13 protein-coding genes are annotated in these 14026 nt (G+C 70.5%); 5 read left to right on the forward strand and 8 right to left on the reverse strand.

All coding sequences use genetic code 11. From position 1 onward, the window contains the following. Positions 1–14: 14 nt before the first annotated feature. Complete coding sequence (locus ACFCVM_RS18795) at positions 15–1994, reverse strand: ABC1 kinase family protein (RefSeq protein WP_375838258.1); 1980 nt, start codon at positions 1992–1994, stop codon at positions 15–17. A 71-nt stretch (positions 1995–2065) separates the two neighbouring features. Next, a complete protein-coding gene (locus tag ACFCVM_RS18800; protein WP_375838324.1) occupies positions 2066–3448 on the reverse strand; it encodes an MDR family MFS transporter in 1383 nt (460 codons plus the stop codon). A 231-nt stretch (positions 3449–3679) separates the two neighbouring features. Here ACFCVM_RS18800 and ACFCVM_RS18805 point away from each other — a divergent pair, with 231 nt between their 5' ends. After that, positions 3680–4810, forward strand: coding sequence for an AI-2E family transporter (locus ACFCVM_RS18805; protein ID WP_375838259.1), 1131 nt, complete (start codon positions 3680–3682; stop codon positions 4808–4810). 45 nt (positions 4811–4855) lie between these two features. Next, complete coding sequence (locus tag ACFCVM_RS18810) at positions 4856–5263, forward strand: RidA family protein (RefSeq protein WP_375838260.1); 408 nt, start codon at positions 4856–4858, stop codon at positions 5261–5263. 13 nt (positions 5264–5276) lie between these two features. Here ACFCVM_RS18810 and ACFCVM_RS18815 read toward each other — a convergent pair whose 3' ends face one another. Next, positions 5277–6608 (reverse strand): GNAT family N-acetyltransferase, encoded by a 1332-nt coding sequence (locus ACFCVM_RS18815; RefSeq protein ID WP_375838261.1) that lies wholly within the window; start codon positions 6606–6608, stop codon positions 5277–5279. A gap of 79 nt (positions 6609–6687) precedes the next feature. Further along, complete coding sequence (locus ACFCVM_RS18820; RefSeq protein ID WP_375838262.1) at positions 6688–7869, reverse strand: FAD-dependent monooxygenase; 1182 nt, start codon at positions 7867–7869, stop codon at positions 6688–6690. An 89-nt stretch (positions 7870–7958) separates the two neighbouring features. Between ACFCVM_RS18820 and ACFCVM_RS18825 the strand changes: the two genes are divergently transcribed. The 3 genes from ACFCVM_RS18825 (at position 7959) to ACFCVM_RS18835 (ending at position 10568) form a co-directional block, all read left to right on the forward strand. Next, complete coding sequence (locus tag ACFCVM_RS18825) at positions 7959–8681, forward strand: TetR/AcrR family transcriptional regulator (RefSeq protein ID WP_375838263.1); 723 nt, start codon at positions 7959–7961, stop codon at positions 8679–8681. Positions 8682–8757: 76 nt separating this feature from the next. Further along, a complete protein-coding gene (locus ACFCVM_RS18830; RefSeq protein WP_375838264.1) occupies positions 8758–9462 on the forward strand; it encodes a ThuA domain-containing protein in 705 nt (234 codons plus the stop codon). Continuing rightward, on the forward strand, positions 9459–10568 hold the full coding sequence (locus ACFCVM_RS18835; protein WP_375838265.1) for a glycerate kinase: 1110 nt from the start codon (positions 9459–9461) through the stop codon (positions 10566–10568). The genes ACFCVM_RS18830 and ACFCVM_RS18835 overlap by 4 nt, the downstream gene beginning before the upstream one ends. Positions 10569–10586: 18 nt before the next feature. Here ACFCVM_RS18835 and ACFCVM_RS18840 read toward each other — a convergent pair whose 3' ends face one another. The 4 genes from ACFCVM_RS18840 to ACFCVM_RS18855 all read right to left on the reverse strand — a co-directional run bounded on the left by ACFCVM_RS18840 (position 10587) and on the right by ACFCVM_RS18855 (position 14002). After that, entirely contained in the window at positions 10587–10892 is a 306-nt protein-coding gene (locus tag ACFCVM_RS18840) for a hypothetical protein (protein ID WP_375838266.1), read from the reverse strand. 109 nt (positions 10893–11001) lie between these two features. Beyond that, a complete protein-coding gene (locus ACFCVM_RS18845; protein WP_375838267.1) occupies positions 11002–11292 on the reverse strand; it encodes a WXG100 family type VII secretion target in 291 nt (96 codons plus the stop codon). Between the two features lie 159 nt (positions 11293–11451). Then, on the reverse strand, positions 11452–13278 hold the full coding sequence (locus ACFCVM_RS18850; RefSeq protein ID WP_375838268.1) for an ATP-binding protein: 1827 nt from the start codon (positions 13276–13278) through the stop codon (positions 11452–11454). A gap of 31 nt (positions 13279–13309) precedes the next feature. Next, a complete protein-coding gene (locus ACFCVM_RS18855) occupies positions 13310–14002 on the reverse strand; it encodes a response regulator transcription factor (protein WP_022894322.1) in 693 nt (230 codons plus the stop codon). Positions 14003–14026: the final 24 nt, after the last annotated feature.

The raw sequence follows: 14026 nt of genomic DNA on the forward strand, positions 1-14026 counted from the left end.
GTTGTCGGCGGCGGCTATTCCTGCCGTCGCCGGAAGACATCGAACAGCACCCGGAGCACGAACAGCGCCGACACGACCACGAGCAGGTAGCCGAAGATCTGGAAGAGGCTCAGCGTCTCGGTGACCTGCGGGCCGGCGTCGCTGATGAGCAGCATCGCGGCCATCACGCCGAGCACGCCCGCGAGGAATGCCAGCACGACCTGATTGACGAGCGAGCGCAGCAGCGAGCGATCGCGATGGTCGGCGAAGAGGCGCACGTTGACGCTGAGCCGGCCGTTCGCGAGCGAGCCGGAGATCTGGTCGAAGCGGTGGGGGATGCGGCGGAGGATCGGCAGCATGGTGCCGACCTCGTCGACGATCGCGTCCTTCAGCGAGCTCGGCTCGAACGCGTCGGCGATGCGCGCCTTCGCGAGGCCGCTCGCGGCGGTCAGCAGGTCGAACTCGGGATCGAGCACTCGGAGCGTGCCCTCGGCGACGGCCACGGCGCGGAACGCAGCGGCGAGCTCGGGCGGGATCGCGAGCCGGTTCTCCGACAGCAGGCGGGTCATGTCGGCCACGATCGTCGAGTCGAGGGCCGACCCCAGGCCGAGCCGGGCGGCCATGAACGAACCGATCTCGCGTCGGAGCACGAACTCGTCGACGTCGTCGGGCAGCTCGACGAGGCCGAGCAGCGCATCGCTCATGGAACGGGCGTCGCCGCGGTAGAACGCCATCAGGATCTCGCCGATGCGCTCCCGCATCTCGGAGTCGAGGCGCCCGACCGAGCCGAAGTCGACGAGGCCGAGTCCGCCGTCGGTGCCGTCGTCGCCCCGCAGCAGCATCACGTTGCCGGGGTGCAGATCGGCGTGGAAGACGCCGTCGTCGATCACCTGGGTGATGAGGGAGCGGAAGAGCAGGGACGCCTGGGCCTTGCGCACGGCCTCGGGCCGCGTGCCGTCGTCATCGCCGAGCGCGCGTCCCGGGATGAACTCCATGACGAGCACGCGTGCCGTCGACAGCTCACGGAAGCAGTGCGGGATCGTGAGCCGTTCGCTCTCGGGATGCCGCGACTGGGTCGCCTCGATCGCAGCGAGGTTCGCCGCCTCCGAGCGGTAGTCGAGCTCGGCGCGGAGCGACTCGGCGAACGCCGTCGCCACCGAGCGGAGGCCGAGCGACCGACCCCACTCCGTCTCGGTCTCGAGCTTCCGCGCGAGGCGTTGCACGATGTCGAGGTCGCGCTCGACACCGGGGATGATGCCCGGCCGCTGCACCTTGACCGCGACGAGTTGCCCCGAGGCGAGCCGGGCGCGGTGCACCTGGCCGATCGACGCTGCGGCGAACGGCTCGGGATCGAACTCGGCGAACGCCTCGTCGGCCCGTGCGCCGAGTTCGTCGTGCAGGAGTTCGTCGATCTCGTTCCAGGCCGCGGGCGGCACGTTCTGCTGCAGGCGCTCGAGCTCGGCGATGTACTCGTGCGGCAGCAGTTCGGTGCGGGTCGAGAGCATCTGGCCGAGCTTGACGAACACCGGCCCCGCCTCTTCGAGGGAGATCCGCAGCGCCTTCGCGTGGGCACGGCGGCCGGCATCGGCCGCCGCTGAGCGCGAACGGTCGGGCTTGAACGGCACGAGGCCGTTGCGTACGGCGATGCGGGTCACCTCGGAGTACCGGCGACCGCGGTCGAGGGTGCGCTTGAGATCGGGGATCCACCGATCGGGTCGCGGCATGGTGCCGCTCGGCACGATGAGCTCGGCGATGACGAGGAACCCGATGGCCACGAGCACGATGATGCCGAGCTGGATCGGGATCAGGGCGAGGGTCGCCCCGCCGTCCCTCCAGACGAACTGGGACTCGAAGCCGAGCTCCGCGCCGAGGGCGATGAGCCCGGCGATGATGATGCGTCCCGTGCCGACCTGCACGCCGAGGAAGCGCCGCGAGATGGCCGCGAGCAGCATCATGAACAGGATCGTCACGATCGTGACGCCGATCACGCCCAGGATGATGGAACCCGTCGACATGTGCGCCCCCTTCGGGCGCGCGTCGCCCGCGGCCCACCCCCAGCGTATTGCTCAGGTGCCCGCGGGTTCGATCACGCCTTCGCCGGTTCTCCTGCCGGCTGGTGCTCGACGTCGTCGACATGCGCGCTCGGCATCGCGACGCCGCCCGCGATCGTGACGGCCGCCGCGACGAGCACCGCGACGAAGACGGCCGTCGAGGCCCCGTGGATCGCGACGGGGGAGTGCTCGCCGAGACCCGAGCGGGCGATCACGCCGTTCGCGACCGCCCCGAAGATCGCGACGCCGACCGCGCTGCCCATCGAGCGCAGGAACATGTTGGCGCCCGTGACGACGCCGCGCTCCGACCACGGCACCGACGACTGCGCGGCGATGAGCGTCGGCGAGGCGACGAGCCCGAGGCCAAGGCCCACGATGAAGCACGCGATCGCGGTGGTCCAGACGTTCGGCGTGAGCGAGGCCGCCACGAGCGCGGCCGAGCCGAGCACGGTGATCGTCAGGCCGATGAGCGCCGTCCGTCGGAATCCGATGCGGAGGAAGAGCCGCCCGGCCTGGCTCGCGGCGATCGGCCAGCCGAGCGTGAGCGCGGCGACCGCGAGTCCCGACACGAGGGGCGACGCGCCCGCCGTCGCCTCGAGGAAGGTCGGCACGTACGACGTCAGCCCGATGAGCACGGCGCCGACCCCGAGCGAGATGAGCGAGGTCGTCACGATGAGCCGCCGGGAGAAGACCCAGAGGGGAAGCACCGGTTCGGCCGCTCGACGCTCGATGAACACGAACGCGACGAGCAGCACGGCGCCGATCGTGAACGCTCCGACCGATTGCCACGAGAGCCACTCCCAGGCCTGTCCGCCCTCGAGCACCGCGAGGATCACCAGGGTCGACGCGATCGTCAGCACGGTCGCTCCGGCGAAGTCGATGCGATGCTTCTCGCGGGTGACGGACTCGTGGTACGAGCGGAGGAGCATCCACCCGGCGATGAGGCAGAGCGGGATGTTGACGAAGAAGATCCACCGCCACGACGCGAACTCGGCGAACAGGCCGCCGAGGGTGGGGCCGACGACCGAGGAGACCGCCCAGACGCTCGCGATGTAGCCCTGCACGCGAGCGCGCTCGCGAACCGTGTAGATGTCGCCGGTGATCGTGATGGAGACGGGCAGCACTGCTCCGGCGCCGAGGCCCTGGACGGCGCGGAAGACGATGAGCGAGGTCATGTCCCACGCGAAGCCGCAGAGCACCGAGCCGACGAGGAAGATGCCGATGCCGATCAGCATGATCGGCTTGCGCCCGACGGTGTCGGCGAGCTTCGAGTAGATCGGCACCGAGACGGCCTGGGCGAGCAGGTAGATCGAGAACAGCCACGGGAACTGGGCGAACCCGCCGAGGTCGGCCACGATCGACGGGACCGCGGTCGCGAGGATCGTCGAATCGATCGCGATGAGGCCCGTGGCCAGCATCACGGAGATGAGCACCGGCCCGCGCGCCGAACGGAATCCCACAGCAGTCGTCTCGGTCACGTTCCCCCTCGGTCTGCGGGCGCGCTGGTACCGGCCCACCTACAAGCAACGCCGTCGCACCGGATTCATTCCGGATCCGGGCGATCGGCACGAGGACGGCGCGTCGTACCGGATCGAACTCGCCGGGTCAAGCACGTGCTCGGGTCGTCGTCGCCCACTACCTTCGGACTCATGAGGATCCGCACGAAACGCCCGGTGCCCGCGCCGCCTCCCGCCGCGGCGGAGATCACGAGCGACGGCGACTCCCGAGCCCCCGAGGTGAGGATCAACGCGTTCCGCATCGGGTTCGTCGGTGCGCTCGGCGTGCTGCTCGCGGTGCTGCTCGGCGGCATCGTCGGCGAGCTCGGCACCGTGATCCTCTACGTCGCCCTCGCCCTCTTCCTCGCGCTCGGCCTCGACCCGATCGTCAGCTGGCTGCAGCGCCGCGGCATGGCCCGCTGGGTCGCGATCCTCATCGTCTTCGCGGGCGTGATCGGCATCTTCGTCGGCCTCATCGCGACGATCGTGCCGATCGTCGTCGAGCAGACCACGAACATCGTCGAGAACTGGGACGACATCGTCGAGAACGTGCAGAACAGCGAGTTCGTGGCGTGGCTGAACACGCTCGGCGGCAGCGATCACGCGATCCAGGACGCCATCGAGTCGGCGGGCAAGTGGCTCGCCGACCCCGCGAACCTCGGCTCGCTCGGCGGCGGCATCCTCGCGGTCGGCGCCGGCATCGCCGGCGGCTTCACGGGCGCGACGATCGTGCTCATCCTCACCCTCTACTTCCTCGCGTCGCTCGACTCGATGAAGCGCTACGCGGCCCGTTTCGTGCCCGCGAGCTCGCGCCCGGGCTACCGCGACGTGTCGGAGGAGATCACGGGCTCCGTCGGCCGCTACGTCATCGGCCAGTTCGGCCTCGGCGCGATCAACGGCGTGTTGAGCCTCATCTACCTGTCGATCATCGGGGCTCCCGCACCGATCCTCCTCGCGTTCATCGCCTTCCTCTTCTCGCTCGTGCCGCTCGTCGGCACCCTGACGGGCGCCATCATCATCTCGCTCGTCTCGTTCGCGGCATCGCCCGAGACCGCGCTCGCCGCGGCGATCTACTACCTGATCTACATGCAGGTCGAGGCCTACGTGCTGAGCCCACGCATCATGAGCCGCGCGGTCGCCGTGCCCGGCGCCCTCGTCGTCATCGCGGCCGTTGCGGGCGGCACGCTCGGCGGCGTGCTCGGCGCCCTCGTCGCCATCCCGGTCGCGGCCTCGCTCATCATCATCGTCGAGAAGGTCGTCTTCCCCCGACAGGACACCATCTAGGCGATCGCGCGTCGGCGAGGTCCGGCGATCTGCCATCATCGACGGATGCCTGGTGCCGTGCAGTTGATCCGAGCCTCGACGCTCTCCGACGTCGTCGAGTACGCCTACGCCGCGACCGCCCCGAAAGAGGCGCGGCTCGTCTTCCTTGCGGGGGCGTGCCCTCTCGACGACGACGGCTCGACCGTCGCTGTCGGCGACTACGCGGGCCAGGCCGCCGCGTGCGTCGAGACGATGACGCGTGCGCTCGCTGCGGCGGGCGCCACGATCGGCGATGTCATCAGCACTCGAGTGCTCGTCGCGTCGTCACGACGCGAAGACCTCGGAGCGGTGTGGCGGGTCGTGCGCGACGCCTTCGGTGCCCACGACGTTCCGAGCACTCTGCTCGGCGTCACCGTGCTCGGCTGGGAGCATCAGCTCGTCGAGATCGAAGCGGTCGCAGCCATCGTCGACTGATGCTCGCGGGGCCTCAGAACCAGATGCTGAGGTGCGGCGCGCGCTGCGCGGCGAACATGGCGTTCGCCGCTGCGATCGAGCCGGGCGAGCGCTCGGTGATGCGTCCGGCACGGGCGAGCACCGACGGATGCACCCCGCCGAGGTAGATCGCGCCGAGCTCGCGCACCCCGAGTCGGATGCTGCGGACACCCTTCGCAGATGCCGCGGCATCCGCCGGTCCGATGGCCGAGACCTCAGCGCGGCCGGCCTCGTCGACGACGAGCTCGAAGAGCCCGCCCGCGATGCCGATCGGGTCGTCGACGTCGATCACGAGTCGGCCCGGTGCGCTGTAGCGCCGCGCCGTGAGCGCGGTGACGGGGTCGATCACCCGGAGCCACAGGTGGTCGACGACGTCGGAGAAGGAGACGGCCCTGGGGTCCTCGAGGAGCCAGGGGAGCGGCTCGTCGACCGATCGCAGCAGACCGCGAGTGCCCGACACGAAGTCCTGCTCGACGAGGAACCGCCAGAGCGCCCGCTCGGCGTCGTCGGTCGCTGCGGCGAGGAAGTCGAACTCCGCGATGCCCGGCTCGTTCGGCTCGCGCGTCACGTGGAACACGGCGAAGCCCTGCGCCTGACCGCGCTCGTCGTCGTAGCGCACGACGCGTCGTGCGCGCGAACGGTCGCTGTCGGGGTCGTGGAGGCCGAGCACCCGATCGAGCAGGCCGGGCCAGCGGTCGATCTCGCCGGGAGTGCGCGCGACCGCTCGGCGGGCGATCGCGGGGGCCGCTTCGCGGATGGACGCGGCATCGACGAACTGCACGCGGCCCGGGGCATCCGGCCCCACCCAGTGCACCCGCCGACGGTCGACGAACACCGTCGCAGAGCGGGCGGCCGGGGCGTAACCGTAGCGGCCGTAGATCGTGGCCTCGGTGGCGGTGAGCATCGCGAGCGCGGCGCCAGCCGCACGTGCGTTCTGCAGCTCGGCGAGCATGAGCGCCCTGGCGATGCCGCGACGGCGATGGGTCGGCGAGACCGTGACCGAGCTCACCGCCCACGCGTCGACGCTGCGCCCGCCGGGCACGCTGAGTCCCGTCGGCCAGCTCGAGACCGTGGCGACGGGGATGGCGGGGTCGACGATGGTCGAGTCGTAGACGCCGTGCACCCGCCGCTCGGCGATCACGCGGAGGTCGTGGTCGAGCTCGATCTGCCGCGGGCGGCTGTGGTGGAAGCCCCGGAAGTCCGCTTCCACCCACGCCGATGCGGCGGCGGTGTCTGCCGTGTCGACCAGGCGATAGGCCAGGCCTCTCGCGGCGAGCGTGGCGAGCGCCGCGGTATCGGCGGGGAATCCCTGCAGGTCGAACGACATCGAACCATCGTAGTCGCGGGGTCGATCGTCTGCGCGGGGGCGATCAGGCGGTCGGGGCGGCAGCTGCCGTCGGCGGCCGTCAGCGCATCCGGTAGTCGGGAATGCTGTCGTCCGTCGCGAAGGCGTCGGTCATCCATGTCATGGTGCGGTACATGAGCGGGTTCGCGAACGTCCAGTCGCGCATCCGGATGCGCCGGCGCGACGCCGGAGCGAGGAACGGGCCGGCATTGCCCGAGCGGGCGACCTTGGTCGGCTTGCGCATGCGGCGGTCGTACGCCGCGAATGCCGCCGCGTGGTCGCCGCCCGCGGCGATCAGTTCGCCGGCGAGCACGTAGGCGCCGATGAGCGCGAGCCCGGTACCGAATCCGCCGAGCGTGTTCGCGTAGCCGGCATCGCCCACGAGTGCCGCGCGACCCTGCGTGAACGAGGTCATCCGGGTGCGCGCGAGGGCGTCGAGATAGAAGTCGGATGCCGCGCGGCTGGCCTCGAGCGCAGCGGGAACCCGCCATCCGGCGCCCGCGAACGCGGAGTCGAGGAAGGCGCGCTGCGACGCGGTGTCGTGCCGGTCGTAGTCGGGATGCTCGGCGCTGAAGACGAACAGGTTCGGCGCCTTCTGGCCGCCGAGGAGTGCCAGGCGACCGGGCTCGTTGTACCCGTAGGCGATGCCGCGCCCATCGGGGAGCCGTGTCTCGAGGTCGCCGAGCGGTGCGTGACCGCTCGCGACCGCGTAGTAGAACCCGCGCGTCTCGACGAAACGGTCCTCGGGCCCGAATACGAGACGTCGTACTGCCGAATGCACGCCATCCGCTCCGATCACGAGGTCGAACCGCTCGTCGGGTCGACGGGCGAAGGCGACGTCGACGCCGGCATCCGACTCGGCGATCGCGGTGATCTCATCGTCGAACACGTAGTCGGCGTCTGCGGCGGAGTGTGCGATCAGGATGCCGGCGAGATCGCCGCGCAGGATCTCGATGTCGCCGCCGATGAACTCGCCGGGAACGACGGCGTTCACCTGGTCGTTCGCGTCGACCATGCGCCAGTCCGTCTTCGCGGTCTGTCGTGCGTGCACCTCATCGAGGATGCCCATCCGGGTGAGCAGGGCGTGGTGCGTCCGTCCCTTGAAGTCGACGGCCTGGCCGCCGGGCCTCGCCGTCGGCGCCTTCTCGACGACCGTCACGTCGAAGCCGTTGCGGCCGAGCCATCGCGCCAGCGCGGGCCCGGCGATGCTCGCACCGGAGATGAGGATCTTCGTGGTTGTCATGTGTTGCGTTCCTTCGCCCGATTAATTGTGTCTTATGGACACAATAACGTGATCGCGTACAGTGGACGCAATCAGTTCGGAGGAGAATCGTGAGCGAGGGTGAAGCCGATGCGGCGTCGCGGGTCGCAGCCGCGGCGTTCCTCTGGTCGCAGCCGTCCGGGCGGAAGCCGGGGCCGAAGCCGAAGTACACGCTCGACGGCATCGCTGAGGCTGCGATCGCCATCGCCGACGAGTCCGGGCTCGACGAGGTAACGATGCAGCGCGTCGCCGATCGACTCGGCACGACGAAGATGGCCCTCTACCGTTACGTTCCCGGACGCGCCGAGCTCGACGCGGTCATGCTCGACACCGCGCTCGGCGCACCCGTCGTTGCCGACGAGGAGCACTGGCGCACCGCCCTGACCGCGTGGGCCGACGGCGTTCACGCTCGCGCCCTGGCGCACCCGTGGATCGTCGAGCTCGTGCAGCGGCCGCATGCACCCGGCCCGGGCGAGCTCGCGTGGTTCGAGGTCGGTCTCGGTGCGATGGCGGCACTGCCCCTTCGCGGCGGCGAGAAGCTCGACCTGCTGACCCTCCTCGTCGGGCACGTCATGTCGCTCGTCCGGCAACGTGCGCGAACGGGCGCGCCCGAACAGCAACTCGCGGCGGGCCTCGCCTCGATCCTCGCAACGCGCGCCGAGCTCTACCCGCGCACCGCGAGCGCGTTCGCGGAGGCCGGCGACGACGGGGCCCTCGACGACGCGCTGCGGTTCGGCGTCGATCGCGTGCTCGCCGGTGTCGCGGCGCTCGCCGCCGAGCGCGCGGAACGGTGAGCGTCGTCAGGGCTCGGCCGGGCACAGGGCTCCACCGAGCCTGAGCGATAGGATGCCCGAAACGCGAGGAGGCCCAATGCGTGCCGTGATTCTGAACGGTTCCGGTCGTTACGCGGACCCGTGGCATCGCCACTCCGAGACCAGTGAGGCGCTCGCCGAGCTCATCGCAGAGGCCGGGTTCGCCGTCGACATCGCCGACGAGGTCGACGAGGTGCTCGCGTCCCTGCCCGACGACGTCGCGCTCATCGTCGTGAACGCCGGCGACCCGCACGCGCCGTCTCCCGGCGGCGAGACCGAGGTCGCGCCAGATCCATCCGTGCTCGCTGCGGCCAACGCCGCCCTCGAACGGGCGATCGATCGTGGCGTCGGCATCCTCGCCATGCACACGGCGGCGGCGAGCCTGCACGACTATCCCGCGTTCGAGCGGGCGCTCGGCGCGCGTTGGGTCCGCGACAGCTCGTGGCATCCGCCGATCGGCGAGGCCGCGGTGCACATCGTGGGCAATCACGCGATCGCCGACGGGCTCGAGGACTTCTCGGTGTTCGACGAGCGGTACACCGACTTCCGGCTCGACGACGTGATCGAGCCGATCGCAGAGCACGAGCACGACGGCGTCCGCCATCCGCTCGTCTGGGCGCGGGAGTTCGGCCGCTCGCGCCTCGTCTACGACGCACTCGGCCACGACGGCCGCTCTTACGGCTCGGCCGGCCACCGGGCACTGCTCGCGGCCTCGCTCGACTGGCTCGCGCGTGTGCCGGCTCCGACGGCGAACGATCGGTGAGCCGCGTCGTCATCGCCCCTGATTCGTTCAAGGGCACGGCGAACGCAGCGGATGCCGCGGCCGCCATCGCGCGCGGATGGCAGTCGGTGCGTGCCGACGACGAGGTGATCACCCGGCCCATGGCCGACGGCGGCGAGGGCACGCTCGACGCGTTCGAGGCCGCGGTGCCGGGCGCGCGGCGGATGCGGGTCGCGGTGCGCGGGCCGGTCTCGTCGGCGGTGATCACGCACTGGCTTCTACTGCCCGACGGCACGGGCGTCGTCGAGCTCGCGGCGACGTCGGGAATCACGCTGCTCGACCCGCTCGCGCCGCTCGACGCGCACTCCGCGGGATTCGGCGAGGCGATCGTCGACGCGCTCGACACCGGGGTCGAGCGACTCCTGCTCGCGCTCGGCGGCAGCGCCTCGACCGACGGCGGCGCAGGGGCGCTGTCGGCGCTGGGCGCGCGATTCCTCGATGCCGATCAGGCGACGGTGCAGCTCGGCAATCGGGGGCTCGGCGCGCTCGCCGTGATCGATCTCGCGGGCCTGCGCCCGCTGCCGCGCGGCGGGGCGCTGATCCTCGGCGACGTCACGAATCCACTGCTCGGCGAGCGGGGAGCGGCAGCGGTCTTCGGGCCGCAGAAGGGTGCGGATGCCGCGACCGTCGCCGTGCTCGATGCCAACCTCGCCCGGTTCGCACGCCTCGTCCCGGACGTCGCTTCGGACACGCCGGGGGCTGGGGCGGCCGGCGGGACCGCGTTCGCCCTGCTCGTCTGGGGCGCGGCGATGGGCGGGGGAGCCGAGCTCATCGCGGACGCCCTCGCCCTGGAGCGGGACATCGCCGGGGCCGACCTCGTGATCACGGGCGAGGGGCGATTCGACGGTCAGTCCGAGGCGGGCAAGGCGCCGAGCGAGGTCGCCCGGTTGGCAGCGTCGTGCGGGGTGCCCGTGGCGCTCGTCGCAGGCGCGATCACGGCGGAGCCGCGTGGATTCGCGGCATCCGTCGACTTGACGCGGCTCGCCGGCGGTGGCGAGCCCGCGATGGCGGACCCGCTGCGCTGGCTCGAGGCGGCGGGCGCACGGCTCGCAGCCGAGGTCGAGATCCGAGGCGCCGGCCCGAGCTGAACCGCCCTCGTGCGCCCGTCAGATGTGGTGCATGCCGGGGTGCGGCTTCGGCGGCTCCGACCGCACGAACTTCCCGTGTCGTTCGGCGGGATCGTGGGTATCGGGATTCGCCTCGGTCGAGGTGTAGTCGCCGACGCTCGATTCGTCGTCGGCAGCGCCGTCGGTGCGGGTGTACTCGCCCGCGACCGTGCGCTCGTGGGGCCCCTCGCCGTCGACCTCGGTGTAGCTGCCCTCGAGATCGTCGGTGGCGTCGACCGCGTCGGCGGGCGTGCCCGGCTCGTCGGAGGACTGCGGCTCAGCGGGTCGGTTCGATTCGGACATCATCGCTCCCTCATCGTTGGTCGGGGCGCCGTCATCAGGGCGACGTCTCGCCCCCATGCTATGACTCCGTGCCGTGAAGGGAAGAGATGCCGCGGCACCTCACGGCGAAACGTCAGCGCAGGAACAGTCGCGCATTGGCCTGTTCAGCGTCGGAATACTGCATCGCTGCGACGCCGAGCGCACGGTTGAGGCCCGCCAGGCTCTCCTCCACCTGCAACTGGGTGGCCCGCCAGTCGGCGACCGCGCCCTGGAACGCGCTCGAGGCCTGACCCGACCACGACGACTGCAGCCCGGTCAGCTGTCCGAGGAGCGATGCCACCTCTGACTGGATGCGCCCGATCGTGCCCTGCACGGTCTGGGTGGCGGCGGACACCTGTTCGGCATCGACGTGGTAGACGGCCATCTCGGCCCCTTTCGTTCGGTGTGCCCGCCACGCTACGGCGCGGCCGGTGAACGAATCGGCGTCGAAGGACCGGTCGTGGAAGTCGTCTGCGATCGTCGCCTGTCGAGGCGGAGTGCCGGCGCACGGGGTCGGCGTCGGAGCGCCGCGCCGGATCGCGGCTCAGTCGGCAGTGACCGACTGCGGCGCGGCGGCCGAGCCGGCGAGCGGCAGCGAGACGCGGAATGTCGCTCCGCCGCCGGGAGTCTCGACGACGTCGACGGTGCCGTTGTGCGCCGCCACGATCGACGACACGATCGCGAGGCCGAGCCCCGACCCGCCGGTCTCGCGGGTGCGCGAGGTGTCGGCGCGCCAGAATCGCTGGAAGATCTTCTCGCGGATCTGCGGCGGGATGCCCTCGCCGTGGTCGACGACCTCGATCATGGCCCGCTCGGCCGCGTCGTCGACCGAGATGCGGATCTCGATGGGGCTGTCGGGCGACGTGAAGCGGATCGCGTTGCCCATCAGGTTGGTGATCACCTGACGGATCTTGTTCTCTTCGGCCAGCACGACCGTGCGGCGAACCGGCATCGGCTGGCCGGAGGCGCCAGGCGAGGCGGAGGCGCGCGCCGTCGACGGTGCGGCGATCGCCTCGGAGGCGGCTGCCGCGGCGGCGGATGCCGCCGCCGATGCGCGGGCGGCGCGTTTCGACGCGGCAGATGAACCGCTCGACTTCGTTGCCGCTCTGCGGCTGCCGGTGGTGGTCGCGGCTTCGCCCTTCGGACGGCGACCCCTGAGCCGGGCGAGCGTCGCGCCGGCGAACGAGATCGGCCCGGTCGGCGGCGCGGCGCGATCGGCCGCTGGGTCGAGTTCGACCTCGAGTTCGGGGGCGGGCTCGCCCGAGGCATCCGCGCTGCTCAGGTCTTCGGGCGCGATGACCGTGACCGTGCGGGCGGGGTGGGCCGCCATCGTGTCGAGCGCGGCATCGCGGGCCAGCGGCACGAGGTCGACCTCGGCCAGGTCGAGCGGCTTCGCCTCGTCGAGCCGGGCGAGCGCGAGCAGGTCCTCGACGAGGAGGCCCATGCGGATGGCCTCCTTCTCGATGCGCTCCATGGCCTGGCCGACCTCTTCGGGCGACTGCAGTGCGCCCATGCGATAGAGCTCGGCGTAGCCGCGCACCGACACGAGCGGCGTCCGCAGTTCGTGCGAGGCATCGCCGACGAAGCGACGCATCTGGTCGATCGTGCGCGCACGGTCGCGGAAGGCCCGGTCGATGCGGTTCAGCATCGTGTTGAGCGACCGGTTCAGCCGCCCGACCTCGGTGTTCGGCGTCGCGCCGCCGAGTCGCTGGCTGAAGTCGCCGTCGGCGATCGCGGCAGCGGTGCGTTCAACCTCGCGGAGGGGCATGAACGTCGTGGTCACGAGCATGCGCGTGAGCAGGGCGCCGACGAGCACGACCCCGAATCCGAACCCGAGGAAGATCGTGAGGTACATCGCGAGCAGCTGCTCGGTGTCTTTCGAGGAGATCGCGATGATGACCGGCGAATAGGCGCCGTGCTCGTCGGCGACCATGAGCGCGGCGACGCCGCGGAAGCTCGGTGAGCCCTGTGCGTCCTCCATCGAGAAGACCGTGTACTTCGAGGCGTTGAGCTCGGTGACCCGCGCCTGGGTGAGCTTCTCAGGGACTTGGGGGAGCTCGTCCTTGTCGCGCCCGGCCCAGTTGGTGCCGCGCAGGTCACCCGTCGAGGCGTCGTAGACCGCCACGAAGACCTCTTCGGAGGGCGTGAACTCGCGCTGGTCGAGGTTGACCGCACCCGTCAGGTACTTCTTCAGGTCGCCTGAGGCGATCGCCTCGAGCTTCGACGTCATCTGCGATTCGACGTAGGAGCGCAGCATCGCCGCGGTGCCGATTCCGGATACCAGGAGTCCGAGCGTGAGCATGAGCACGGTGACACCCGTGATCTTGGTACGCAGCGAGATGCGGTTCCACCGCTCGGAGATCTGATTCATGGCGGGCCGAGTCTAGGTGGGCCTTCCTGAGTCAGGGCTTGGAGGACTTCAGCATGTAGCCGAATCCGCGTTTGGTCTGGATCAGGGGCTCAGCGGAGTGCTGATCGAGCTTGCGGCGGAGGTAGGAGATGTAGCTCTCCACGATGCCGGCGTCGCCGTTGAAGTCGTACTCCCACACGTGGTCGAGGATCTGCGCCTTCGACAGCACCCGGTTGGGGTTCAGCATGAGGTAGCGCAGCAGCTTGAACTCGGTGGGGGAGAGCTCGACCGGCACGTCGCCGACGAGCACTTCGTGCGTGTCCTGGTCCATCGTGAGCTCGCCCGTGCGGATCACGGCGTCTTCTTCGGCGTGCATCGTGCGGCGCAGGATGGCCTTGATGCGCGCGACGATCTCGTCGAGGCTGAAGGGCTTCGTGACGTAGTCGTCGCCGCCGACGGTGAGACCGGTGATCTTGTCCTCGGTGTCGTCCTTCGCGGTGAGGAAGAGGATCGGGGCGGTGTAGCCGGCCGAACGCAGGCGCTTGGTGACGCCGAAGCCGTTCATGTCGGGCAGCATGACGTCGAGGATGATGAGGTCGGGCTCCTCCTCGAGTACCGCCGAGATGGTCTGCGCGCCGTTGCCGACCGCACGCACCGCGAATCCGGCGAACCGCAGGCTCGTCGTGAGGAGGTCGCGGATGTTGGGCTCGTCGTCGACGATGAGAATTCGTGGTCCGTCGCTCATGTGACGATTCTCTGCGCATCGGCT

It is taken from the genome of Agromyces sp. NPDC056389 (genome assembly GCF_042262385.1).
Taxonomy (GTDB): domain Bacteria; phylum Actinomycetota; class Actinomycetes; order Actinomycetales; family Microbacteriaceae; genus Agromyces.

Bases quoted from the DNA above. Each gene is read 5' to 3' on its own strand.
- ACFCVM_RS18845 (WP_375838267.1), bottom strand. From the start codon at position 11,292: ATGGCCGTCTACCACGTCGATGCCGAACAGGTGTCCGCCGCCACCCAG.
- ACFCVM_RS18855 (WP_022894322.1), bottom strand. From the start codon at position 14,002: ATGAGCGACGGACCACGAATTCTCATCGTCGACGACGAGCCCAACATC.
- ACFCVM_RS18850 (WP_375838268.1), bottom strand. From the start codon at position 13,278: ATGAATCAGATCTCCGAGCGGTGGAACCGCATCTCGCTGCGTACCAAG.
- ACFCVM_RS18800 (WP_375838324.1), bottom strand. From the start codon at position 3,448: ATGCTGGCCACGGGCCTCATCGCGATCGATTCGACGATCCTCGCGACC.
- ACFCVM_RS18795 (WP_375838258.1), bottom strand. From the start codon at position 1,994: ATGTCGACGGGTTCCATCATCCTGGGCGTGATCGGCGTCACGATCGTG.
- ACFCVM_RS18830 (WP_375838264.1), top strand. From the start codon at position 8,758: ATGCGTGCCGTGATTCTGAACGGTTCCGGTCGTTACGCGGACCCGTGG.
- ACFCVM_RS18810 (WP_375838260.1), top strand. From the start codon at position 4,856: ATGCCTGGTGCCGTGCAGTTGATCCGAGCCTCGACGCTCTCCGACGTC.
- ACFCVM_RS18820 (WP_375838262.1), bottom strand. From the start codon at position 7,869: ATGACAACCACGAAGATCCTCATCTCCGGTGCGAGCATCGCCGGGCCC.
- ACFCVM_RS18840 (WP_375838266.1), bottom strand. From the start codon at position 10,892: ATGATGTCCGAATCGAACCGACCCGCTGAGCCGCAGTCCTCCGACGAG.
- ACFCVM_RS18805 (WP_375838259.1), top strand. From the start codon at position 3,680: ATGAGGATCCGCACGAAACGCCCGGTGCCCGCGCCGCCTCCCGCCGCG.
- ACFCVM_RS18815 (WP_375838261.1), bottom strand. From the start codon at position 6,608: ATGTCGTTCGACCTGCAGGGATTCCCCGCCGATACCGCGGCGCTCGCC.